The sequence below is a fragment of the Streptomyces sp. NBC_00435 genome (assembly GCF_036014235.1).
Lineage (GTDB): Bacteria > Actinomycetota > Actinomycetes > Streptomycetales > Streptomycetaceae > Streptomyces.
Map to the genome: position 1 here is coordinate 4,086,735 of NZ_CP107924.1, position 22,582 is coordinate 4,109,316.

At 72.6% G+C, this 22,582-nt stretch carries 22 protein-coding genes, 2 tRNA genes and 1 other RNA gene; 17 read left to right on the top strand and 8 right to left on the bottom strand.

Annotated elements, in window-relative coordinates; genetic code table 11:
• Positions 1 to 15: 15 nt before the first annotated feature.
• The gene (locus tag OG389_RS18705; protein ID WP_328299618.1) at positions 16 to 2,223 is read right to left on the bottom strand and encodes a DNA polymerase III subunit gamma and tau; all 2,208 of its coding nucleotides are present in this window, start codon (positions 2,221 to 2,223) and stop codon (positions 16 to 18) included.
• A 77-nt stretch (positions 2,224 to 2,300) separates the two neighbouring features.
• Positions 2,301 to 2,399: signal recognition particle sRNA small type (gene ffs, locus OG389_RS18710), an RNA gene on the bottom strand.
• A gap of 151 nt (positions 2,400 to 2,550) precedes the next feature.
• Between ffs and OG389_RS18715 the strand changes: the two genes are divergently transcribed.
• Together OG389_RS18715 and aspT are read left to right on the top strand one after the other, a co-directional pair.
• Positions 2,551 to 2,638 (top strand) — tRNA-Ser (locus OG389_RS18715).
• Positions 2,639 to 2,846: 208 nt separating this feature from the next.
• Positions 2,847 to 4,550: an aspartate-alanine antiporter gene (gene aspT, locus OG389_RS18720; protein ID WP_328303903.1), complete on the top strand. Its 1,704-nt coding sequence runs from the start codon at positions 2,847 to 2,849 to the stop codon at positions 4,548 to 4,550.
• Between the two features lie 7 nt (positions 4,551 to 4,557).
• Here aspT and OG389_RS18725 read toward each other — a convergent pair whose 3' ends face one another.
• A complete protein-coding gene (locus OG389_RS18725) occupies positions 4,558 to 5,430 on the bottom strand; it encodes a universal stress protein (RefSeq protein WP_328299619.1) in 873 nt (290 codons plus the stop codon).
• 180 nt (positions 5,431 to 5,610) lie between these two features.
• Between OG389_RS18725 and OG389_RS18730 the strand changes: the two genes are divergently transcribed.
• A complete protein-coding gene (locus OG389_RS18730; RefSeq protein WP_328299620.1) occupies positions 5,611 to 6,012 on the top strand; it encodes a TOBE domain-containing protein in 402 nt (133 codons plus the stop codon).
• Positions 6,013 to 6,110: 98 nt separating this feature from the next.
• Here OG389_RS18730 and OG389_RS18735 read toward each other — a convergent pair whose 3' ends face one another.
• Complete coding sequence (locus OG389_RS18735; RefSeq protein WP_328299621.1) at positions 6,111 to 7,580, bottom strand: helix-turn-helix domain-containing protein; 1,470 nt, start codon at positions 7,578 to 7,580, stop codon at positions 6,111 to 6,113.
• A 223-nt stretch (positions 7,581 to 7,803) separates the two neighbouring features.
• On the opposite strand from OG389_RS18735, the gene OG389_RS18740 reads away from it, so the two are divergent.
• From OG389_RS18740 to OG389_RS18755, 4 genes are all read left to right on the top strand, one after another.
• Complete coding sequence (locus OG389_RS18740; protein ID WP_328299622.1) at positions 7,804 to 8,730, top strand: FAD binding domain-containing protein; 927 nt, start codon at positions 7,804 to 7,806, stop codon at positions 8,728 to 8,730.
• Complete coding sequence (locus OG389_RS18745) at positions 8,730 to 11,501, top strand: molybdopterin-dependent oxidoreductase (protein WP_328299623.1); 2,772 nt, start codon at positions 8,730 to 8,732, stop codon at positions 11,499 to 11,501. The genes OG389_RS18740 and OG389_RS18745 overlap by 1 nt, the downstream gene beginning before the upstream one ends.
• Before the next feature lie 120 nt (positions 11,502 to 11,621).
• A complete protein-coding gene (locus tag OG389_RS18750) occupies positions 11,622 to 12,068 on the top strand; it encodes a molybdopterin-dependent oxidoreductase (protein ID WP_328299624.1) in 447 nt (148 codons plus the stop codon).
• A 126-nt stretch (positions 12,069 to 12,194) separates the two neighbouring features.
• The gene (locus OG389_RS18755; RefSeq protein WP_328299625.1) at positions 12,195 to 12,542 is read left to right on the top strand and encodes a DoxX family protein; all 348 of its coding nucleotides are present in this window, start codon (positions 12,195 to 12,197) and stop codon (positions 12,540 to 12,542) included.
• Positions 12,543 to 12,601: 59 nt separating this feature from the next.
• Here OG389_RS18755 and OG389_RS18760 read toward each other — a convergent pair whose 3' ends face one another.
• Positions 12,602 to 13,414 (bottom strand): VOC family protein, encoded by an 813-nt coding sequence (locus OG389_RS18760; RefSeq protein WP_328299626.1) that lies wholly within the window; start codon positions 13,412 to 13,414, stop codon positions 12,602 to 12,604.
• A 99-nt stretch (positions 13,415 to 13,513) separates the two neighbouring features.
• Here OG389_RS18760 and OG389_RS18765 point away from each other — a divergent pair, with 99 nt between their 5' ends.
• Complete coding sequence (locus OG389_RS18765) at positions 13,514 to 14,128, top strand: HhH-GPD-type base excision DNA repair protein (protein ID WP_328299627.1); 615 nt, start codon at positions 13,514 to 13,516, stop codon at positions 14,126 to 14,128.
• Positions 14,129 to 14,274: 146 nt separating this feature from the next.
• Positions 14,275 to 14,751 carry a cupin domain-containing protein gene (locus OG389_RS18770; RefSeq protein ID WP_328299628.1) on the top strand — a complete coding sequence of 159 codons (477 nt, stop codon included), beginning with the start codon at positions 14,275 to 14,277 and terminating at the stop codon, positions 14,749 to 14,751.
• Here OG389_RS18770 and opcA read toward each other — a convergent pair.
• Entirely contained in the window at positions 14,697 to 15,632 is a 936-nt protein-coding gene (gene opcA / locus OG389_RS18775) for a glucose-6-phosphate dehydrogenase assembly protein OpcA (RefSeq protein WP_328299629.1), read from the bottom strand. The genes OG389_RS18770 and opcA overlap by 55 nt on opposite strands.
• Positions 15,633 to 15,723: 91 nt before the next feature.
• On the bottom strand, positions 15,724 to 17,295 hold the full coding sequence (locus OG389_RS18780) for a helicase HerA-like domain-containing protein (RefSeq protein ID WP_328299630.1): 1,572 nt from the start codon (positions 17,293 to 17,295) through the stop codon (positions 15,724 to 15,726).
• Between the two features lie 88 nt (positions 17,296 to 17,383).
• On the opposite strand from OG389_RS18780, the gene OG389_RS18785 reads away from it, so the two are divergent.
• Positions 17,384 to 17,680, top strand: a complete 297-nt coding sequence (locus OG389_RS18785) for a type II toxin-antitoxin system VapB family antitoxin (protein WP_112446725.1) — start codon at positions 17,384 to 17,386, stop codon at positions 17,678 to 17,680.
• Positions 17,681 to 17,831: 151 nt separating this feature from the next.
• Positions 17,832 to 18,482, top strand: a complete 651-nt coding sequence (locus tag OG389_RS18790; RefSeq protein ID WP_328299631.1) for a LytR C-terminal domain-containing protein — start codon at positions 17,832 to 17,834, stop codon at positions 18,480 to 18,482.
• Positions 18,483 to 18,552: 70 nt separating this feature from the next.
• Here the strand turns inward: OG389_RS18790 and upp are convergent, their stop codons facing one another.
• A complete protein-coding gene (gene upp, locus OG389_RS18795; RefSeq protein ID WP_328299632.1) occupies positions 18,553 to 19,188 on the bottom strand; it encodes a uracil phosphoribosyltransferase in 636 nt (211 codons plus the stop codon).
• Positions 19,189 to 19,389: 201 nt separating this feature from the next.
• On the opposite strand from upp, the gene OG389_RS18800 reads away from it, so the two are divergent.
• The 6 genes from OG389_RS18800 to OG389_RS18825 all read left to right on the top strand — a co-directional run bounded on the left by OG389_RS18800 (position 19,390) and on the right by OG389_RS18825 (position 22,567).
• Positions 19,390 to 20,355 (top strand): universal stress protein, encoded by a 966-nt coding sequence (locus tag OG389_RS18800; protein WP_328299633.1) that lies wholly within the window; start codon positions 19,390 to 19,392, stop codon positions 20,353 to 20,355.
• Positions 20,356 to 20,463: 108 nt separating this feature from the next.
• Complete coding sequence (locus OG389_RS18805; protein ID WP_328299634.1) at positions 20,464 to 20,637, top strand: hypothetical protein; 174 nt, start codon at positions 20,464 to 20,466, stop codon at positions 20,635 to 20,637.
• Between the two features lie 229 nt (positions 20,638 to 20,866).
• The gene (locus tag OG389_RS18810) at positions 20,867 to 21,436 is read left to right on the top strand and encodes a tRNA adenosine deaminase-associated protein (protein WP_328303905.1); all 570 of its coding nucleotides are present in this window, start codon (positions 20,867 to 20,869) and stop codon (positions 21,434 to 21,436) included.
• 92 nt (positions 21,437 to 21,528) lie between these two features.
• Positions 21,529 to 21,957: a tRNA adenosine(34) deaminase TadA gene (tadA, locus tag OG389_RS18815; RefSeq protein ID WP_328303906.1), complete on the top strand. Its 429-nt coding sequence runs from the start codon at positions 21,529 to 21,531 to the stop codon at positions 21,955 to 21,957.
• Between the two features lie 58 nt (positions 21,958 to 22,015).
• Positions 22,016 to 22,102 (top strand) — tRNA-Ser (locus OG389_RS18820).
• Between the two features lie 174 nt (positions 22,103 to 22,276).
• Positions 22,277 to 22,567 carry a hypothetical protein gene (locus OG389_RS18825; RefSeq protein ID WP_328299635.1) on the top strand — a complete coding sequence of 97 codons (291 nt, stop codon included), beginning with the start codon at positions 22,277 to 22,279 and terminating at the stop codon, positions 22,565 to 22,567.
• Positions 22,568 to 22,582 lie beyond the last annotated feature (15 nt).

Genomic DNA, 22,582 nt, shown 5'->3' on the forward strand with positions numbered 1-22,582 from the left:
CCCAAGTCGGGCCCCCTAGTCGTTCGTGTATTCCTCCACAACGGTGGCTCCGAGCTCGCGCACGATCAGGTCGTGTCCGCTCAGCGCGGTGTCGACCAGGTCGGGGTCGTCGTCCTCCGGTACGTCGTCCTCGGGGGCGACCGGCGGGGGCGCCTGGTGGACGGGCGGCGGGGGCTGCTGCTGGTACGACTGCTGCGGCTGCTGGGGCTGTTGGGATTGCTGGGGCTGCTGCTGGTACGGCGCCTGCGACTGCTGCTGCGGGGCCGGGGCCTGCTGCGGCGGCGGGTTGTGGGCGGGCGCGGGCGGAGCCCCGTAGGAGGACGCGGAGACGGGGGACAGCGGCTGGGCGCCGCCTCCGAGCACGGCCTCGATCTTCCAGTTGACCTGGAACTGCTCGGCGAGGACCGCCTTGAGGACGTCCTCGCTGCCGCTGCTCGCGAAGTTGTCGCGGGCTCCGGCGTTCGGGAAGCCGAGCTGGAGGGTGGTCCCGTCGAAGCCGGCGACCTGGGCGTTCTGGCTGAGCAGGATCCAGGTGAAGCGGCGGCGGTTCTTGACAGCCTCCAGGACGGCCGGCCACATCGCCTGGACCTGCCCGGCGCCGGCGGCCATGCCGGGGGACGGGGCGGCGGGCGCGGCCGGGGCCGGGGCCTGCGCGGGGGCCGCCTGCGGAGCCGGGGCGGAGCCCGGAGCCGTGGCACTGGGCCAGGCACCGGCGGCGGGGGCCGCGGGAGCCTGTGCCGCGGGGGCGGCCGGGGCGGCCGGGGTCTGGGCTGCGGGGGCGCCGGGGACGGCAGCTCCCGGCCAGGCACCGGGGGCGCCGCCGCCGGGCTGCGCGGCGCCGGGCCAGGCACCGGGCGCCGCGGCGGGGGGCACGGCAGCGGGCGCCGGCTGGGCCGCGGGAACGGGGACGGGAGCGGCGGCCACCGGCTCGGGCGGAGCCACCGGCGCCGGGGCGGGGGCCTGCGCCGCGGGGGCCCGTACGACCGCGGGGGCCATGGCGTGGGCCTCCGGCCCGGGGGCGTAACCCATGGCCGGGGCGGGTGCGAAGGCGGCGGCCTGGGCGACTCCGCTGCGCTCCAGCCGGTCGAGCCGCGCCTGCACGGACCGCTCGTCGTCGAAGGCGGCGGGCAGCAGCACGCGGGCGCAGATCAGCTCCAGCTGCAGCCGGGGCGAGGTCGCTCCGCGCATCTCCGTGAGCCCCGTGTTGACCAGGTCGGCGGCCCGGGACAGCTCGGCGGCGCCGAACACGGAGGCCTGGGCCTGCATCCGCTCGACCACGTCGGCCGGGGCGTCGATGAGCCCCTTCTCCCTGGCTTCGGGCACGGCGGCCAGGATCACCAGGTCGCGCAGCCGCTCCAGCAGGTCGGCGACGAAACGGCGCGGGTCGTTGCCGCCCTCGACCACCCGGTCGACGATCTCGAACGCGGCGGCCCCGTCGCCGGCGGCGAAGGCGTCCACGACGGCGTCCAGCAGGGTCCCGTCGGTGTACCCGAGGAGCGAGGTGGCCATGGCGTACGTCACACCCTGGTCGGCGGCGCCGGCCAGCAGCTGGTCCATGACGGACATGGAGTCGCGGACGGACCCGGCCCCGGCGCGCACGACGAGCGGCAGCACCCCGTCCTCCACGTGGGCGCCCTCGCGGCCGCAGACCTCGCCGAGGTAGTCGCGCAGGGTGCCGGGAGGCACGAGCCGGAAGGGGTAGTGGTGCGTCCTGGACCGGATGGTCCCGATGACCTTCTCGGGCTCGGTCGTGGCGAAGATGAACTTGAGGTGCTCCGGAGGCTCCTCGACCACCTTCAGCAGGGCGTTGAAGCCCGCCGGGGTGACCATGTGCGCCTCGTCGATGATGTAGATCTTGTACCGGCTGGAGGCGGGCCCGAAGAAGGCCTTCTCCCGCAGGTCACGGGCGTCGTCCACACCACCGTGGGAGGCGGCGTCGATCTCGATGACGTCGATCGATCCCGGCCCGTTGCGCGCGAGGTCCTTGCATGACTGGCACTCCCCGCACGGGGTCGGCGTGGGGCCCTGCTCACAGTTGAGGCACCGGGCGAGGATGCGCGCGCTGGTGGTCTTGCCGCAGCCTCGCGGACCACTGAACAGGTACGCGTGATTGACCCGGTTGTTGCGCAGGGCCTGCATCAGCGGGGCAGTGACATGCTCCTGCCCGATGACCTCGGCGAACGACTCGGGGCGGTAGCGGCGGTACAGCGCAAGGGACGACACGTCTACGAGGTTATCCGGGCCCACCGACAACGGCGGCCCTGTCCTGCCCGCGACGTCTGCCCGCGACCCGCCCCGGAACGCAAAGCGCCCCCCACGCACCCACCAGAGCCCACTTACCCTTGCTGCCTTCCGGCCCTGGGGGAGTTGGGTGAGATAGCGCCACGTGAGGGGCTGGCCCCACCCTAGCGGATGGAGGGCCCCGGAATCGAGCCGGCCCCCGGGCGGAGCGCGAGCAGACCCCGGGCCGGGCCCTGCCCGACCCCGACCAGGACGGCAGCCGACGATCACGTTCGCGAGCACCCCTCAACGTCTTGTATTGTTTGCCGCGGAGGATTCGCCTAGTGGCCTAGGGCGCACGCTTGGAAAGCGTGTTGGGGGCAACCCCTCACGAGTTCGAATCTCGTATCCTCCGCCATTGCTCTCACCGGGCAATACGTTGAAGAGCCCCACCGCTTGCGGTGGGGCTCTTCGCGTTCCCGATGTTCTCTCGCGCGTTCTCATGCGTTCTCGTGCGCGGCGCTGCACATGCGGTGGGACATACCCGCACATAACGTTTCCTGAGGTGGCCGAGCCGAGCCGAGGCGGCCGCGCGGGCGGGAAGCGGGTGAGTGCCGGTGGGGGCGTTGACGGACTGGCTCAGGACGGAGATCTTCCGGCCCTACCCCGAGCTCCTGATCTTCCTGACCATCGCCGTCGGCTTCCTCCTCGGCCGCGTCCGGTACAAGTCCATCGCCCTCGGCGCCGTCACCGGCTGCCTCGTGGCCGGTCTGGTCATCGGCTCCCAGGCCAAGGTCGAGATCGACGGGCCGATCAAGTCCGTCTTCTTCCTGATGTTCCTCTTCGCCCTCGGCTACGACGTCGGCCCGCAGTTCTTCCGCGCCCTGCGCAAGGACGGACTCCCCCAGGTCCTCCTCGCCCTCATCGTCTGCGTCACCGGGCTGGCCTCCGCCTGGGCCTTCGCCGCCCTCGCCGGCTACGGCCCCGGCCTCTCCGCCGGGCTGCTCGGCGGCGGCCTCACCCAGTCGGCCGTCATCGGCGTCGGCTCCGACGCCATCTCCCACCTGCCCGGCGTCAGTGCCGCCGAGGCGCGCGACCAGTCCCATCTCATCGCCGTCGCCTACGCGGTCACGTACCCCCTCGGCACGGTCGTCCCCGCCCTGCTCCTCGCCGGGATCCTGCCCCGCCTCCTGCGCCGGGACCTCGCGGCCGAGAGCGCCGTACTGGCGGCCGACCTCGAGGCCGCCGAGGACAACCCCGATGCCGGGGAGGGCTACTACAAGCACGTGCTGCGCGCGTACGCCGTCGACGTGGCGGCCTTCGCCGGGCGCACGATCGGGGACTTCGAGGCGGAGCAGAAGGCCGCCGGGCGGCGCCTCTACATCACCCGGCTGCGGCGGGCCGGGGAGATTCTGGAGCACACCGCGGACACCCGGATCGAGCTCGGTGACGTCCTGGCCGTCAGCGCGGTCCGCGGCGACCTCGTCGCGTACGACGCGCGGACGCACATCGGGATGGAGACGGACGACTTCGAACTCCTCGCCTACCGCACGGAGTCGCTGCACGTCGTCATCACCGACCGGAACCTCGGCGGCCGTACCGTCCGCACCCTGCGCCACGAGGAGTTCATGCCGGGGGTCTTCGTCGAGGAGCACTGGCGGGGCGGGGCCGACCTGCGGGTGCGGCTCGACAACACCGTGGAGCGCGGCGACACCCTGGTCCTCACCGGGCCGCGCAAGCGGGTCGAGCGGGCCGCGGCGGAGCTGGGCAAGCCGGTGCCGACCAGCTTCGCCACGGACATGGTGTGGATCGCGCTCGGACTCTTCCTCGGCGGCTGCCTCGGCATCCCGGCCCTGCACGCGGCCGGCGCCCCGCTGTCGCTGTCCACCTCCACCGGAGCCCTGCTGATGGGGCTGGTCTTCGGGTGGATCCGGAGCAAGTACCCCACCTACGGCAACCTGCCGTCGGCGGCGCAGTGGCTGATGGGCACGCTCGGGCTGTGCGTGTTCGTCACCGTCGTCGGCCTGAACGCCGGCCCGAGCTTCGTGCCCGGCCTGCGCGAGGCCGGCTGGCCGCTGCTGCTCTGGGGCGCGGCCGTGACGAGCGTGCCGCTGCTCGCCGGATTCGCCTACGGGCACTTCGTGCAGCGCCTCCCCCTCCCGATCCTCCTCGGCGCCCTGGCCGGCGCCCAGACCACGACGGCCGCCCTCGGCGCCCTGACGGAACGCGCGCGCAGCCAGATCCCGGCCCTGGGCACGACGGTCCCGTACGCCTTGGGCAACGTCCTGCTGACCATGTGGGGCTCGGTGATCGTCCTCCTGCGGCGGTAGGGGACCGCTATCCGTGCGGGACCAGGGCCACCGGGCCGCGGGCGTAGTGGGCCACCGCGTGGTCGGTGGGGCCCATGCCGTGGAGGGGCCGGTGGTGGCGGCGGCCGACGACCAGGAGGTCGGCCGTGGCGGACTCGTCGACCAGGACGTGCGCGGCGTCGCCCGGGCGGCTGACGCACTCGGTCGGCACCTGCGGATGGCGCGCGGCGGCCCCGGTCACCGCGGCCTCGAGCGGCGCCTGCCCCGGTGGTCCCGCGTGCACCGCGCGCAGCGGCAGCCCGTGCGCCGCCGCCCAGGCGTAGCCGAAGTCGAGCACGTCGCCGTAGTCGCCCGCCGGGTCCACCCCGACGACGACCCCGCGCCCGGGCAGCGCCTGCCCGGCGGACTCCCGGACCAGGACGACGGGGACCTCGGCGCGCCCCGCGACGTGCAGCGCGGTGGAGCCGAGCAGCGGGACCAGGTGGGGGCGGTGGCCGCTCGCGCCGAGGACGATCAGGCCGGCGCCGGTCCGCAGGGCCGCACGCGGGATCTCGTTGCCGGCTCCGCCCTCGGCCGTGGCCGTCTCGACGGTCAGCCCCTCGTACGTGGTGCGGAGTTCCTCGGCGACCGCCGACAGTACGGCCACGGCCGCGAGCTCGCTCTCGCCGAGCACGGGCTGGAACTCGGGGGAGATGGGCTGGAACGTCGGCCAGGCCTGGCCGACGTGGAGGAGCCGGAGCGGAGCGCCCGTCGCCGAGGCCTCACGGGCCGCCCAGCGGGTGGCGGCGAGACTGCGGGCGGACCCGTCGAACCCGACGAGGAGCGCGAGGGCCGGCCGGGAGGAGCCGGCGGTCCCCGAGGAGCCGGAGGGCTGGAGGGGCTGAGCAGGCGGGACGGACATCGGCGGCACCCTTCTTCCACAGGCCGCGGCCATTTCCTGGTCGCTCCTACGACGCTACGCCCACTGACCCTTTTGTCGGATTGGTCAGGCTTCCGTAGGACTTTCGGAGCCTGCCGGAGGAGTGGGCCGCGACGGGTCGGGGCCCCGCGGCACGGCCGCCGGGTCGCCTAGGCTGCGGACGTGCCGTCGTACTCCATCGGGCAGGCCGCCGTCCTGCTGTGCGTGAGCCCCGAGACCGTCCGCCGCTGGACCGACGGAGGACGGCTGCCCGCGCACCGCTCCCCCGACGGGGTGCGGACCGTCGACGGGGCCGTCCTGGCCACCTTCGCCAAGGAGCGGGCCACCGGGCTGCATCCGGTGCCGCGGACGGCCACGGCCACCTCCGTGCGGAACTCCTTCGCGGGGATCGTCACCGCCGTCCGGCTCGACGACGTGGCCGCCCAGGTCGAGATCCAGTCGGGCCCGCACCACCTCGTCTCCGTGGTGACCCGGGAGTCCGTCGAGGAGCTCGGCATCGCCGTCGGTGTCACCGTGACGGCCCGGGTGAAGTCCACGGACGTGCACATCGACCTCGCCTTCTGACCGACCCCTCCGGGCGCCCGGCGGCCACCTTCCAGCGGCCCGGCGGTCAGCGGCCCGGCCGTCAGCCGCACGGCCGTCAGCCACCGGGGGGCCGCCCGTCAGCACCGCAGCGCCGCGTACAGGTCCAGCTTGTGGTCCAGCCGCGACAGGTCGCGGCCGGTCAGTGCCTCCACCCGCTCGATCCGGTAGTGCACCGTGTTCACGTGCAGGTGCAGCGCCTCCGCCGTCCGTGTCCACGAGCAGTTGTTCGCGAGGAACACCTCCAGCGTCTCGCGCAGCATCCCGTCCCCGAGGGCCCCCAGCGTCCGCGTCCCGAACACCCCGCGCACCTCCGGCGGAACCCCCGCCAGCAGTTCGGACAGGGTGTCCAGCTGCTCGACCCCGCGCACCGGAACCTCCCCGTCCGCCGCCGTCAGCGCGAAGTTCGCCTGGCAGAGTGACGCGCGTAGCCCCTCCGCCGAAGCCGCCCGCGCGCCCACGCCGAGCCGCAGGACGGCCTCCGGGGCGCCGCACGCCTGGAGCAGCGGCCACACGGCGCGCAGCCGGTCGGCCACGTCCGCGGCGGTGGCGTCGGCGGTGTCGGGGCCCGGTCCCTCGCACAGCACGGCCCCCGTCGGCCCGGCCGCCCAGCGCACCCCCTCCAGGTGCCCCAGCGCCTCCGCCAGCGCGTCCCCGTCGGTCGCCGTCACCACCCGGTACGGACCCCGCGCGGGCAGTCCGGCCGCCTGCAGGGCCGCGCCGAGGAGCTCCGTCTCGGCGTCCGCGGCCACCAGCGCGAGCAGTTCCCGCCCGGCGGCCCGGCCCGCGGCCCCGCGCCGGGCCTCCCCGTCGCGGTACTGGGCGAAGATCTCGGCGATCTCGTGGAGCACCCTCGGCGGTGCCGCGTCCGCGTCCGGGACGTACAGCCGCCAGGCGTCGTACGGGGAGCTCTCGGCCTCCACGCCCAGGGAGACCCCGCCCTTCGCGGCCGAGCCGACGCGCTGCGCGGGGAGCTCGGGCGCGGACGGCGTACGGGCCACCGTGCGGCCGCTCGCGGTCAGCAGGTAGCAGGGCACCCGGCCCAGGTGCGCGCACGCCCGGTCCAGCAGTTCCGCGGGCCCGGCCCCGCCCTCCAGGAGCCGGCTGAGCTCGCCGCGCACGTTCTCGGGGAGCGCGAAGTGCCGGGTCGGGCGCCGGCTGAGGTCGCCCCACTGGCGCAGGTACACCGCCTCGGTCACGGCCCTGAAGCTGGTCTGCGCGGGCACGGCCACCAGGGGCATCCGGTGCGCCCGGCAGGCGGCGACGAGCTCCTCGGGCACCCCACCGTGGGTCTCCTCGCCCGCCAGCAGCGCCCGCGCCCCGGCGTCCGCGAGGGCGGCGACGAAGCGGTCGGTCTTGGCGGCGGCCGCGGCCCCCGGGCTCCACCACACGAGGCCGCTCAGCACCAGCTCCCCCGGGCCCAGGAAGCGGCCCGGGTCCTCCAGGTCGGTGGCGGTCACCCCGCTGACCTCCTGGCCGAGAAGGGACTCCTCGCCCCACAGGAGGGTGAGGCCGAGGCTGTCGGACTGGAGCAGGTCGAGGACGTGCATGACGGGGACTCCTTGCGGCGGGTGGCAGCCCACAATCGCGAGGCGAATATGAGGGTTGCCATGGTAAATGCAAGGACAACTCCGCGAACAGCCTTTTGGATGATCAACCAGTGCCACCCCGGCGGCCCTCGTGCTTTTCCGTGCCCGGGACCAGTCGTGCCCGCCCCCGCCCCGTTGTTTCACTGACGGGAGGACGACACGAGGATGGAGAGGGTGGCGGGAAATGGACCTCAATACGGTGCTCGACGTGCGCGATGCCCGCCGCCGCGAACCATGGCGTCCCGGAGACGCCTGGCTCGGCGGCGGCACCTACCTCTTCTCCGAGCCCCAGCCCCACATCCGCCGGCTCGTCGACCTCTCCCGCATGGGCTGGCCGCCCCTGTCCTGGCAGCCCGACGGCTCCCTCGACATCGCCGCCACCTGCACCATCACGGAGCTGTCCCGTTTCGCCCGGACCCTGCCGACCACGGCCGCGCCGCTCTTCGAGCAGTGCTGCCGGGCCTTCCTCGCCAGCTTCAAGATCTGGAACATGGCGACCGTCGGCGGCAACCTCTGCAACGGACTCCCCGCCGGCCCGATGATCTCCCTCGCCGCCGCCCTCGACGGCACCGTCCTCCTCCAGGGCCAGGACGGCGCCACCCGCCGGATGCCCGTCTGCGAGTTCATCCTCGGAGCGGGGGTCAAGGACCTCCGCGACGGCGAGCTGCTCCGCTCGGTCCGCCTGCCCGCCCGCGCCCTGGACTCCCGTACGGCCTTCCGCCAGGCCTCCCTGTACGGACTCGGCCGCTCCGGCGCCCTTGTCATCGGCGCCGCCGACCCCCAGGACGGCTCGCTCGCCGTCACGGTCACGGCCGCCACCACCCGCCCCTTCCGCTTCTGGTTCGCACTGCCGCCCACCGCCGCCGAACTGCGGGCGGTGATCGACTCCGGCGTCGGCCCCGAGGAGTGGTTCGACGACATCCACGGCCTGCCGGCCTGGCGGCGCCACATGGGGCTGCGCCTGGCGGAGGAGGTCCGCCGCGAGCTCGCCCCGCAGGACGGCGACCGGGACCTCGACAGGGATCTCGGCAGAGACCTCGGCGGCGGCCTCGGCGGAAACCTCGACGGCGGCCCGGACGCACACCCGGCGCCGGACTCGGAAGGATCCTGATGACCTACGAGATCGACATCAACAAGCAGCGCTTCACCGAGGAGCCCCGCGCCGGCCAGTGCCTGCGCACCTACCTCCGCGAGCGCGGCTGGTTCGGCGTGAAGAAGGGCTGCGACCAGGGCGACTGCGGAGCCTGCACGGTCCACGTGGACGGGCAGCCGGTCCACAGCTGCCTCTACCCGGCGGTCCGCGCCGAGGGCCGCGCCGTCACCACGGTCGAGGGCCTGTGCTCTCCCGGCGGGGAACTGCACCCGGTCCAGCAGAAGTTCCTCGACGCCCAGGGCTTCCAGTGCGGCTTCTGCACCGCCGGGTTCCTGATGACCACCTCCGCCCTCCAGGCCGAGCAGGGCACCGCCCACGACGACGGCAAGCTCGAGGACCTGCCCCGCGCCTTCAAGGGCAACATCTGCCGCTGCACGGGCTACCGCGCCATCGAGGACGCCGTGCGCGGCGTGAAGCACACCGAGACCCCCGGGGCGGGCCAGGCCGTCGGCCGGAGCCTCGGCGCGCCCGCCGGCCCCCAGGTCGTCACCGGCACCGCCCGCTACACCTTCGACGTCGAGGTGCCCGGGCTGCTGCACATGAAGCTGCTGCGCTCCCCGCACCCGCACGCCCGGATCCTCTCCATCGACACCACCGACGCCCTCCAGGTCCCGGGCGTGCACGCGGTCCTCACCCACCACGACGCCCCCGAGCGCCTCTACTCCAGCGCCCGCCACGAGCACCCCACCGAGGACCCGATGGACACCCGTGTCCTGGACGACGTGGTCCGCTTCGTCGGCCAGCGCGTGGCCGCCGTGGTCGCCGACAGCGAGCAGGCCGCCGAGGAGGGCTGCCGCCGTGTGGTCGTCACGTACGAGGAACTCCCGTACGTCATCGACCCGGAGGAGGCCATGCTCCCGGGCGCCCCCGTCCTCCACCCCAAGGGCCCCGAGTCGGGGATCTTCCGCGCCGGGAACAACGTGTGCGGCGAGGTCCACAACACCCTCGGTGACATGGCGAAGGGGTATGCCGAGGCGGACGTCGTCCACGAGGAGACCTTCCAGACCCAGCGCGTGCAGCACGCCAGCCTGGAGACCCACGGCAGCGTCGCGTACTTCGAGCCCAAGGAGGAGGGCGACGGGGAACGCATCACCGTCCGCTCCTCCACCCAGGCGCCGTTCCTGACCCGGCGGGCGCTGTGCGCCCTCTACGACCTGAACGAGGACGAGGTCCGCGTCGTCGCGGGCCGCGTGGGCGGCGGGTTCGGCGGCAAGCAGGAAATGCTGACCGAGGACATCGTGGTCCTCGCCGCCCTGAAGCTGCGGCGCCCGGTGAAGCTCGAGTTCACCCGGGCCGAGCAGTTCTACGGGGCCACCACCCGCCACCCCTTCAAGATCACCATCAAGATCGGCGCCAAGGCCGACGGCACCCTCACCGCGCTGCGCATCCGCGTGCTGTCCAACACCGGCGCCTACGGCAACCACGGCCCGGCGGTCATGTTCCACAGCGTCGGCGAGTCCTTCGCCGTCTACAAGGCTCCGAACAAGGAGGTCGAGGCCTACTCCGTCTACACCAACGGCGTCCCGGCCGGCGCCTTCCGCGGCTACGGCCTGGGCCAGGTCCTCTTCGCCCTCGAATCGGTGATGGACGAGCTCGCCATCAAGCTGGGCATGGACCCGCTCGCACTGCGCGAGAAGAACGTCATCGGCGCCGGCGACCACATGGTGACCCCGATCGGCCACGAGGAGGACCTCTTCATCGCCTCGTACGGGATGAAGCAGTGCATGGACGTCGTCCGCAGGGCCATCGCCGAGGACCGCAGCCACGAGGACGTGCCCGAGGGCTGGCTCACCGGCACGGGCTCGGCGGTCGCGATGATCGCGACCGGCCCACCGGGCGGCCACTTCGCCGACGCACGGGTCAGCCTGCTGCGCGACGGCACGTACGACATCGCGGTGGGTACGGCGGAGTTCGGCAACGGCACCACCACCGTCCACAAGCAGATCACCGCCGGTGCGCTGAACACCACGGTCGACCGGATCGCGGTCCGCCAGTCCGATACCGATGTCGTGCGCCACGACACCGGCGCGTTCGGCTCGGCCGGCACGGTGGTGGCGGGCAAGGCCGTACTGCTGGCCGCCAATTCGCTCGCGGAACGCCTCCTGACCTTCGCGGCCCGGCACACGGGCGTCGCCCGCCACCTGTGCAGGCTGGAGGCCGAGGCCTTCGACTGCGCGGGCCGGGTCGTCACCCTGAAGGAGCTGTACGAGGCCGCGTACGACAAGGGCGGGCTGGAGGAGGTCGCGGCGGACGGGCACTGGGGCGGCTCGCCGCGGTCGGTGGCCTTCAACGCCCAGTGGTTCCGGCTCGCCGTGGACCCGGACACGGGTGAGATGAAGATCCTGCGCAGCGTCCACGCGGCGGACGCGGGCAAGGTCATGAACCCGCTCCAGTGCCGCGGCCAGGTCGAGGGCGGAGTCGCCCAGGCACTGGGCGCCACCCTCTTCGAGACCGTACGGGTGGACGAGCGCGGGGAGGTGACCACGGCGGCCTTCCGCCGCTACCGGCTCCCGCAGTACGCCGATGTCCCGCGTACCGAGGTCCACTTCATGGAGACCTCGGACGGGATCGGCCCGCTCGGCGCCAAGTCGATGAGCGAGAGCCCCTTCAATCCGGTGGGCCCGGCGTTCGCGAACGCGCTGCGGGACGCGACGGGCGTCCGCTTCACGGAGCTGCCGGTCACGCGGGACGTCGTCTGGCAGCGGATCCAGGAGGCCGCCGGGCACTGAGGTCGCAAGGCGGCGGACGCCAGGCGGAAACGACCATTACCCATACAGGTGCGGCTCATATCAAGCTCTCAACCTTGCACATGAGGTTCCGGAAAGCGTGCCGCCGGGCATGAGTGACCCATGGCCAAACTCATGCTGCACGGCGACCTGGACCACCCGGCGACGCTCAGCGTCGCGGACCTGCGGGACTGGGCACCGCGCCGGGCCGCGGTCACGTTCGACTGCGCGACGAACGGTCCGCAGCACCACGTGTTCGAGGGCGCGTTGCTCCGCGAGGTCGTCGCGGACGCCGGTCCCGCCTTCGACGTCCGCCGCCGCAAGGACCGTTCGCGCTTCCTGCTCGCGGTCAGCGGCGGGGACGGGCACCATTCGGTACTGTCCTGGGCCGAGTTGGACGCCGATTTCGGCGGGAGCCCGGTCCTGCTGGCGACCCGCCTCGACGGGGAGGACCTCGACGAGACGGGCGCACAGCTGGTGGTCCCGAACGACCGGTGCGGGGCGCGCTACGTCAGTGCGGTCACCCACGTGTGGTTCGGCGCACTGTCGCCGCCGATCCTGGGCCTGTAGGACGCCGGGAGGCCGGCCGATGCGCCGGAAAAAGAATTCTCGGGGCTCCGGTCACACTCGTGAGGTGGCGCGGGTCATGGGGGTGAGGAAAGAAAAACCGCCCGCACCGCCCCCGAGGAGCCATTCATGAACATCGCCGCCACCGTCGTCACCGTCCTCGCCGCCGCCATGTCGGGCTTCTCGGGGTATTCGCTGCTGGCCCGTGCCCCGTTCGTCGTGCAGGCCATGGAGCAGTACGAGGTACCCGAGACCTGGTGGACCCCGCTCGGCGTGGCGAAGGCCGCCGGGGCCCTGGGCCTGCTCATCGGCCTCTTCGTCCCGGCCGTCGGCATCGCCGCCGGCATCGGCCTGGTCCTCTACTACGCCGGCGCCGTGATCACCGTGGTCCGGGCCCGCGCGTACGCGCACGTGCCGTTCCCGGCGCTCTACATGGCCCCGGTCGTCGCGGCCTTCGCGCTCGGCTTCGCCGCGTAGCGGCGGCGGGGCTCCGGGAGCGTATCCCGGAGCCCTGCCGCCGCCCGGCCGGGCTCCCGTCAGGCGAACTTCGGCATCTCGCCGACCGTCTTCGCCCTGTCGATCACGGCGAAGGCCGCCCCCTGCGGGTCGGCCACCGCCGCGAAACGGCCGAAGGGGCTGTCCATCGGGCCGAAGTGGAGCTTGCCGCCGTGGGCCTGGGTCTTCGCCACCGCCTCGTCGCAGTCGGGGACGGCGAAGTAGACCTGGACGTACGAGGGGACCTCCGGCGGGAAGTCGGTGCCCATGTTCATCCGGCCCAGCACCGGGTTCTCGTGACTGCCCAGGCTGAAGACCTTGAAGTCCATCCCGGACACCTCCGGGGAGTCACCGAGGTCCATCTGCTGGACGCCGTACGGGAAGACCTTCGAGAGGAACGCGTCAGCCTTGGCCACGTCGCGCGAGAAGAACTCGGCCCACGCGTACGAACCCTGCTCGCCGAGCTTCTCGAAGCCCTTGTGCTCGCCCGGCTGCCACACGCCGAAGACCGCGCCGCTCGGCTCCTTCGCGATGGCCATCGTGCCGAAGTCGCCGACCTGCATCGGCTCCATCAGCAACTCGCCGCCGGCCGTCTTGATCTTCCCGGCGGTGGCCTCCGCGTCGTGCGAGGCGAGGTACAGACACCACTGCGAATGGCCCTCCTGCCCCGGCATCGGCGGGACGACGGCCGCGACGGCCTTGCCGTCGGAGTAGGCCTGCGTGTAGTTGCCGTACTCGCTGCTGGCCTCGCCGAAGGTCCAGCCCAGCACGTCGGAGTAGAAGGTCTTCGCGCCCTCCAGGTCGGAGAACATCGCGTCCACCCAGCAGGGTGCGCCTTCCGGGAACTCAGCCATGGTCGATCGACTCCTGTGTCGCCGTATCTGTCGGTCCCACGCTAGGCGCGGGGTCTGACAACCGCGCGGGGAGCGCCGCCACGCGGGACCCTGGATCCCATGGACACCGACGACACAGACACCGACGGCGGGGTCACCATCCGCCTCGCCCAGCGGCCGGAGGCCGACGAGCTGCTCGGCCGCAGCCCGCTCGCCGCACTGGTCGGGATGCTGCTGGACCAGCAGGTACCCATGGAGTGGGCCTTCTCGGGGCCCTACACGATCGCCCGGCGGCTCGGCTCCGACGACCTCGACGCGCATGTGATCGCCGCCTACGACCCGGAGGCCTTCGCCGCGCTGCTCTCGGCGAAACCGGCCGTGCACCGCTACCCGGGGTCGATGGCGAAGCGGGTGCAGCAGCTGTGCGCGTACCTGGTGGAGCACTACGAAGGGGACGCGGCGGCGGTGTGGGCCGGCGTGGGCACGGGTGCCGAGCTGCTGGAGCGGCTGCGGGCGCTGCCCGGCTTCGGGGAGCAGAAGGCCCAGATCTTCCTGGCGCTGCTGGGCAAGCGGTTCGGGGTGCGCCCGCGCGGCTGGCGGGAGGCGGCGGGCGGGTACGGGCCGGCGAACGTCTACCGGTCGGCCGCCGACATCACCGGGCCGGAGTCGCTGGCGAAGGTGCGCGCGCACAAGCAGGAGGCGAAGGCCGCCGCCAAAGCGGCCAAGGCCACGTAGACCCGGAAGGCGGCGAAGACGTCGAAGACGGTCCGGAGGCCGCCCCGGGCCGCCGGAAAGGGCCCAAGGAGGCTCCCGCTCAACGGAATTGACCCTTCAGGCATAAATCCCACGCAGTGTCAGACCCTGCCCATATGATCGCGATCATGAACGAGAACCTGACCCGCGGCGCCACCGCCGAGACCATTTCCGACGGCCCCGGCAGCTTCATCACGCTGCTCACCGACACCTCCGAGCTCACCTGCAACACGGCGAGCTTCGAGGTCGGTGCGGCCGGGGCCCCGGTGCACTTCCACACCAAGGCCACCGAGTTCTTCCACGTCACGGAAGGGCGGCTCGACGTCCTGGTCGGCGAGGAGATACACACCCTCGTCAAGGGAGATTTCCTCGCCGTCCCGCCCGGTGTGAAGCACGCCTTCGCCCCCGCGGCCGACAGCACCGCCGAGGTCTTCGTCGGCTTCACCCCGGGCATGGGCCGTTTCGACTACTACCGGCTCCTCGGCCGGGTCCGGGCCGGCGAGGCCACGGTGCAGGACATCATCGACAGCCAGCCGGTCTACGACAACCACTACGCGGAGAGCGACGCCTGGGCCGGCCGCCTGAAGCGCAGCGCCGAAGCGTAGATCTCGTCGGCGTCGAGCCTGCGCAGTTCCTCCGCGATGAGCTCGGCACTGCTGCGGATCTTCAGGGCCACCTTGCGGTCGGGGCTGCCCGGCAGGAGCAGGGTGGCCAGCACCCCGTCCGGGCGGTCCACCCGGATCTCCCCGCCCGTGGTCGTCAGCCGGACCCGGGTGATGACCGGGCCCGCGGTGGCCACCCGCGCCACCGGCACCCCGAGCCGGTCCTCCAGCCAGCGGGCCAGCAGCTCGGCGCTCGCGTTGCCGGGCTCGCTCTCCACCGCCGCGCCCGTCACCGGGAGGGGCTTCTGGTCCAGGGCCGCGGCCAGGAGCGAGCGCCACGGGGTGAGCCGGGTCCAGGCCAGATCGGTGTCACCGGGCTCGTAGGCGCGGGACCGTACGTCCAGCACGGCGACCGGATCGGCGGCCGCCTCGGCGTCCGTGATCCGGCGCTGCGCGAGGGCGCCCACCGGGTCCCGGCCGGGCGCGTCCGGGGCGTCGGCGGGCCACCAGGCCACCACCGGCGCGTCCGGCACCAGCAGCGGGAGCACCACGGAGCCCGCGTGCTCGTTCAGGGTCCCGTGCAGCCGCAGCAGCACGATCTCCCCGGACCCGGCGTCGGAACCGACGCGCAGCTCGGCGTCGAGCCGGTTGGGCCGGAGCCGGTTCGAGCCGCGCGCGGTGCGGCGTATGACCGCGATGATCCGGCAGGGGTGCTCCCGGGAGGCCTCGGAGGCCGCGCGGACGGCGTCGTACGCGTTCTCCTCGTCGGTGGCGACGAGGAGGTTGAGCACGAGCCCCATGGTGGGGCTGCCGACGGCCCGTCGCGCGTCGAGCAGGGCCCGGTTGACCTTGCTGGAAGTGGTATCGGTGAGTTCGGTCCGCATACCCCGAGTCTCGCAGCCGATCGGGCCCGGCCGGAACGGTTTCGGCGCTCCCCAGCGGCGCCCGCGCTCCCTCAGTCGCGACGCCGGCCCCTCAGCGGCGCCGCCGGGCCGTGCCGAAGATGGAGCGGGAGATCTCGCGGCCCAGCTGCGTACCGATCGACCTGGCCAGGGAGCGGAACAGCCCGCTGCCCACCACTTGCTCCGCCAGCGAGGGGTCCGGCTTCGGCGCCGCCTTCGCCGCGGCCTTCGCCTGCTTCTCGGCCTCCGCCGCGGCCGCCGCCGCCTCCGCTTCGGCCTCGGCCGCCGCCTGCTCGGCGCTGATCTTCTCGTACGCGGACTCGCGGTCGACCGGCTCCGCGTAGCGCGAGTAGAGCAGCGAGGACTTCACCGCCTGGTCGAGCGCGGCCGCGTCGACCGGCCCCATCAGCGACTGCGGAGCCCGCAGCCGGGTCGCCGCCACCGGCGTCGGCGCACCGTTCTCGCTGAGCACCGTGATCACCGCCTCGCCCGTACCCAGCCGGGTCAGCAGCTCCTCCAGGTCGTACGGGGAGTTCGGGAACGTCTTCACCGTCGCCTTCAGCGCCTTCGCGTCGTCCGGGGTGAAGGCGCGCAGCGCGTGCTGCACCCGGTTGCCGAGCTGCGCCAGCACGTCGGCCGGTACGTCCTTGGGGGTCTGGGTCACGAAGAAGACGCCGATGCCCTTGGAGCGGATCAGCCGGACCGTCTGCGTGATGGATTCGAGGAAGGCCTTGGAGGCCCCGTTGAACAGCAGGTGCGCCTCGTCGAAGAAGAAGACCAGTTTGGGCTTCTCCAGATCGCCGACTTCCGGCAGATCGGTGTACAGGTCGGCCAGCAGCCACATGAGGAAGGTGGAGAAGAGCTGCGGTTTGTCCTGCACCGCAGGGAGCTCCAGTACGGACACCAGTCCGCGCCCGTCCGCCGCGGTCCGCAGGAATTCACTGGTGTCGAATTCGGGCTCGCCGAAGAATTCGGCGGCGCCCTGCTGTTCGAAGGCGGTGAGCGCCCGCAGGATGACTCCGGCGGTGACCGTGGACAGTCCGCCGATGCCCTTGAGCTCGGGCTTCCCCTTGTCGGAGACGAGGAACGCGACGACGGCCCGCAGGTCCTTGAGGTCGATCAGTTCCAGGCCCTTGGTATCGGCGTAGTGGAAGATCAGCCCCAGCGACTGTTCCTGCGTCTGGTTCAGCTGGAGCACCTTGGACATCAGGACGGGACCGAAGCTGGTGACGGTGGACCGGAGCGGGATCCCGGGGCCGATCCCGCCGAGCGAGTAGAACTCGCTGGGAAATCCGGCGCCCTCCCACTCCTGGGCCACGTCCCCGGCCCGTTGAGTGATCTTCTCGTTCGCCGTACCGGGCGCGGAGATGCCCGAGACGTCGCCCTTGATGTCCGCGAGGAAGACCGGGACGCCGTTGGCGGACAGCTGCTCGGCGATGAGCTGGAGCGTCTTGGTCTTGCCGGTGCCGGTGGCTCCCGCGACCAGTCCGTGGCGGTTGAGCATCGACAGCGGGATGCGGATCTGGAGGTCCGGCAGACAGGCCCCGTCCCAGAGCAGGGCCCCCAGGTCGAGCGCGGGTCCGGTGAAGGCGTACCCCGCGGCGATCTGGCCGGCCGGGGACGCGGGGTCGGTGCTCTCGCTCATTTATCACTCCCGAAATAGCGCTATTCGCCACCTTTGCACCGTCATCGCAAGGCTGCGCCCGCAGGCACCGGCCCGGTAGGCTTTCCGTGTGATCTTCAAGCGCATCGGAAACAGGCGGCCATATCCCGACCACGGCAGGGAAACCACCCGGCAGTGGGCGGATGTCGCCCCGCGCCCGGTCCGACTCGACCAGCTTGTGACGACCAAGGGCCAGCTCGACCTCGAAACCCTGCTCGCCGAGGACTCGACCTTCTACGGCGACCTCTTCGCCCACGTCGTGAAGTGGCAGGGCGACCTGTACCTGGAGGACGGTCTGCACCGCGCCGTCCGCGCCGCGCTCCAGCAGCGCCAGGTCCTGCACGCACGCGTCCTCGAACTGGGCTGATCCGCCCGGCACACCGCCGCCGGGACGGCACGAGCCCGCAGCGGTCGATTCGGGGTGCCGGTTACGTCCCGGTTGCGCCTTTCGGGTCACCCTTGCCCTATGAACAGATGATTCAGTGGGCATCCGCGACGGTCGGCATTACGCTGCGCACATGAGCATGCTCACCCCCCCTGGCATGGGCGGAAAGTACCGCGTCACGGGAGCGGCTTTCCCCCGCATGTCCCGCCCGCGACGCCGCCGCCGGATCGTCCTTCTCGCGCTCGGAGTGATCCTCGGGCTCGCCCTGGTCGGTTACGGGACGCTCCAGCTCATCGACGTCTTCGACGACGACGCGGACAAACCGAAATCCGCCGCCGCGGCCAAGGACTGCCCCACTCCGGCCCCCAAGGCGGGCAGTGCCGCGGCACCCTCCGCCGCGCCGCAGGCCGCGCTCCCACCGCCCGGCCAGATCACGGTCAACGTCTACAACGCGACCGCGCGCGCGGGCCTCGCCAAGGCCGTCGGGGACGAGCTCAAGAAGCGCGGATACATCGTCGGCAAGGTCGGCAACGCCCCCGCCGACTTCGACAAGAAGGTCCCGGGCGCCGGGATACTGGTCGGCTCCCCGCAGACGGACAAGGCCGTCTTCTCCGTGCTGGGCACCAGCCTGACCGGCGCCACCCAGCAGACCGACACCCGCGGGACCGCGGACATCGACCTGATCCTGGGCGACGCCTTCAAGGAGCTCGCGCCGAAGGCCGACGCGGACAAGGCGCTGGCCGCCCTGGCCAACCCCCAGCCCGCGCCCGCGTCCAAGTGCTGAACCCGTAGCGGGACCGCAGCGGGACCCGTACGCCTCGGACCCGTAGCCCCTGGCCCGCAGAGGTCAGGGGCTACTCGGCCGAGCCGTACATGCGGTCGCCCGCGTCGCCCAGCCCCGGCACGATGTAGCCGTGCTCGTTGAGCCGCTCGTCCACCGCGGCCGTCACCACCGTCACCGGCGTGCCCGCCAGCTCGCGCTCCATGACCTCGACGCCCTCGGGCGCTGCCAGCAGCACCACGGCGGTCACGTCGTCCGCGCCGCGCTTGATGAGCTCCTTGATCGCCGCGACGAGCGTGCCGCCGGTGGCGAGCATCGGGTCCACCACGTAGACCTGACGGCCCGAGAGGTCCTCCGGCATCCGCGTCGCGTACGTGGAGGCCTCCAGGGTCTCCTCGTTGCGGACCATGCCGAGGAAGCCCACCTCGGCCGTCGGGAGGAGGCGCACCATGCCGTCGAGCATCCCGAGACCGGCGCGCAGGATCGGTACGACCAGCGGGCGCGGATGGGAGAGCTTCACGCCGGTGGTCGGGCCGACCGGGGTGACGATGTCCGCCTGCTCGGTGCGCACGTCCCGGGTGGCCTCGTAGGCGAGCAGGGTCACCAGCTCGTCGGCGAGGCGCCGGAAGGTGGGGGAGTCGGTGCGCTTGTCGCGCAGCGTGGTGAGTTTGTGCGCCACCAAGGGGTGATCCACGACCTGCAAACGCACAACATCCTCCAAGACTCAGCTGACTCAGCTGCCGGGCTTCACCTACGACCAGCGACGCCGCTACCTGCGAAAATGGTCGCAAACACGCGACCCTCACCCAAAAGGCTACGCGCTGTGCCCGCCCCTTCGCGCCCGAAGCGGCGGGCACGCCCGGAAAGGCCTGGAGATGCGGCCCGCCCGGACCCCCAGCACGCTTGGACGATGACCAACGCAATGGTGATCGCTGCCGTCGACGGATCCGAACACAGCCTCAAGGCCCTGGAGTGGGCAAGGGCCGCAGCGGTGCGCCACGGCACGGGGCTCGTCGTCGCCCACGTGCTGTCCGACAGTGCCCAGCTGTACGCCGCACGCCGTTCGTCCTTGCAGGACAGCACCGAGCCGGAGCACTTCGAGGACCCCGTCAGCGACCGCATACGGGCCCTCCTGACCGCCGCGGGCCCGCTGCCCTCCGAAGTCCGCTACGAGTCCCTGGAGGGCTCCGTCCCGGAGGCGCTGCGGGAGGCCGGCGAGGGGGCCCGGATGCTGGTGATGGGCTCCCGGGGCCGCGGCGGCTTCGCCGCGCTGCTGCTCGGGTCGAACAGCCGCGCCGTGGCCACCAGCGCGGCGTGCCCGGTCGTCGTGGTCGCGCACGAGGCGCGCGGCGTGGCCGCCGCCTCCCAGCCCTCGGCGGGCCGGGTGGTGCTCGGGCTGCACGCCGCGGAGACCGCCGACAACGTCGTGGAGTTCGCGTTCGCCGAGGCCCTCGCGCGGGCGACGACCCTCCAGGTGGTCTCGGCGTACAGCGTCCCGCCGGTACCGACCATGGTGATCGACAGCCCGTTCGCGGTGATCCCGCCGGAGGCGCTGGTGGGGGAGGACGAGAACGCGGTGCCGGCCGAGCGCGAGATGCTGCGCTCCCAGACGGAGCGGCTCGCGCCGTTCCGCGCGAGGTACCCCGGGGTGTCCGTCGAGCAGGCCGCGGTGCCCGGGGACGCGGCCGGCCGGCTGGTCGACACCTCGAACTCGGCGGCCCTGGTCGTGGTCGGCCGCCACCACCCGCGCAGGCACATCCGGTCCCTGATGATCGGCTCGGTCGCGAACGCCGTACTGCAGCACGCGCACGGTCCGGTGGCGGTCGTCCCGACCCTGACGGAGCCGTCGGAATTGTCAGCCTCTGCCGGAATCTGACCGAATTCGCACCGCGTCACGTCGGAAACTGGCATCAAACGGCCGGTCCGAGGGAAGGTGGGGATGCGGGGGGACGGACCGGACCGGACCAGCCAGGGGCGGTGACCCATGCCCGATGACGACCGCGAGCCACTGGAGACGACCGCGCAGCGAAGAGCACGCCGCGCCCAGTTCCTCCGTGACCTGAACGAGGCCCGGGAACTGCGCGATCGTGTGCAGCCCAGACGCGCCCGCGCCGCCCGGATGCGCCAGCAGATGCGCATGCGCACCTTCCGCTGGTGAGCCGTCCGGGGACCCCGCCCGGCCCCCGCGCGGCCCCCGGCAGGAGCCCCCGTACAACACGCGCGGCCAGCGCCACGGCGCGGAAGACCTCTCGCAATGGCTCCGTTTCTGCCACGATGCCGATTGGGAGGGGTGAGAAACGGCGAGCACGACGGCCGTTCCGGATCCCGCCCACCTCCGGCCGGGGGGAACTCCAACCGGCACGCCTATGACCAGTGGGAGAGTCACGGTGTACTTCGCCGCACTGCTCGCGCGCACCGAAGACGGGTGGGAAGCGAGCGACATGGAACTCGACGACGTCGAGTCTCTGAGTGATCTGATCGATCTCGCCCGCTCCGCCGCTGTCGACGACGACACGGTGGTAGCCCTCATCGAACAGGAGGACACCTGGTTCGGGGTCGTCCGCGTGGACGGCGAGGAGGACCCGCGCTACTACGTGTCCAACGCCGCCGCCGCCTCTCGCAGCTCCTACGGCTCGATGCTGACCGACGAGCTGCTCGGCAAGGACGAAGAGGACGACGAACTCGACGAGCTGGACCTCGACGGAACCGAGGACGGCGAGGACGAAGCCATCGCCTCCTACTCGGACGACGACGACACCGAGGAGGACGAGGACGAGGACGTGGACGAAGGCGTCCGCGCCGGCGCCGAACCGGCGCCCTCCGGCCCGCTCGGCGACCCCCGGCTGCTCGACGACCTCGGGGTGAGCCACAAACAACTGATGACCCTGGACGGGGACGCGCTCTCGGAGATCGCCGACTCGCTCGGCGCCACCGAAGTGCTGGAGGCCGTCCGCTAGTGGTTCCCGCGCACCACCACACCCCGCACGACACCACCACGCACGACCCCGCGTACGCACCCGATCCCGTACGGGACCCGTGGCGGGACTCCATGCGCCTGGCGCTGCAGGAAGCCGCCCGGGCGGTGCCGGCCGGCGACGTGCCGGTCGGCGCCGTCGTGCTCGGCCCGGACGGGGAGATCCTCGCCACCGGGTACAACGAGCGCGAGGCGACCGGCGACCCGACGGCGCACGCCGAGGTACTGGCGCTGCGCCGGGCGGCCGCCGCACGCGGGGAGTGGCGGCTTCCGGGGTGCACCCTCGTGGTGACGCTGGAGCCGTGCGTCATGTGCGCGGGCGCACTCGTGCAGTCACGGGTGGCCCGGGTCGTCTACGGGGCGTCCGACGAGAAGGCGGGCGCGGCCGGGTCGCTGTGGGACCTCGTACGGGACCGCAGGCTCAACCACCGGCCCGAGGTGATCGGTGGCGTACTCGCGGGGGAGTGCGCCCGGCAGCTGACGAACTTCTTCCGCGACCTCTGACGCCCGGCCGAGGGTATGGATTTCAGAGCACGGGTCACCTTGGGCTAAGCTCTCTCTCGGTAGCGTGTCCGAGCGGCCGAAGGAGCACGCCTCGAAAGCGTGTGATGGTGCAAGCTATCCGTGGGTTCAAATCCCACCGCTACCGCTCTGATCGAGAGCCCCGCCCCGTAAGGGTCGGGGCTCTCGTCGTTTCCGGACCCGGCCCGGGCTCCCGGCGTTCGACCCCGGCGTGCGGCGTTCGGACCCGGCCCGGCGCTCCCACTTCCGGCTTCCGGGGGACACCCGCGTGACCGCCCGCCCTTTCGGCCGTTGTCACGGCATGACCAAGACCCAGCGCATCCTCGCCGCCTTCGCCCTCGCGGGGGCCGCCGCGGGCCTCGCGGCACCCGCCGCCTCCGCCGCACCGATCTCCCCGCTCACTCTCCCGGACCTGCCGTCGGCGGCCCCGGGCATGCCGCAGGGGGCCACTCCGGCCTCGGTGCAGGAGATCGGCGGGCAGGTCGGCGGCGGGCTGAACCAGCTCAACCAGCTGATGGAGCTGCCGAACCAGCTGGCGCCCGTGATCGCCCCGGTCCAGCCGATCACCGACCTGGCCGGCGGCCTGGAGTAGCACCGCCGGAGCGGA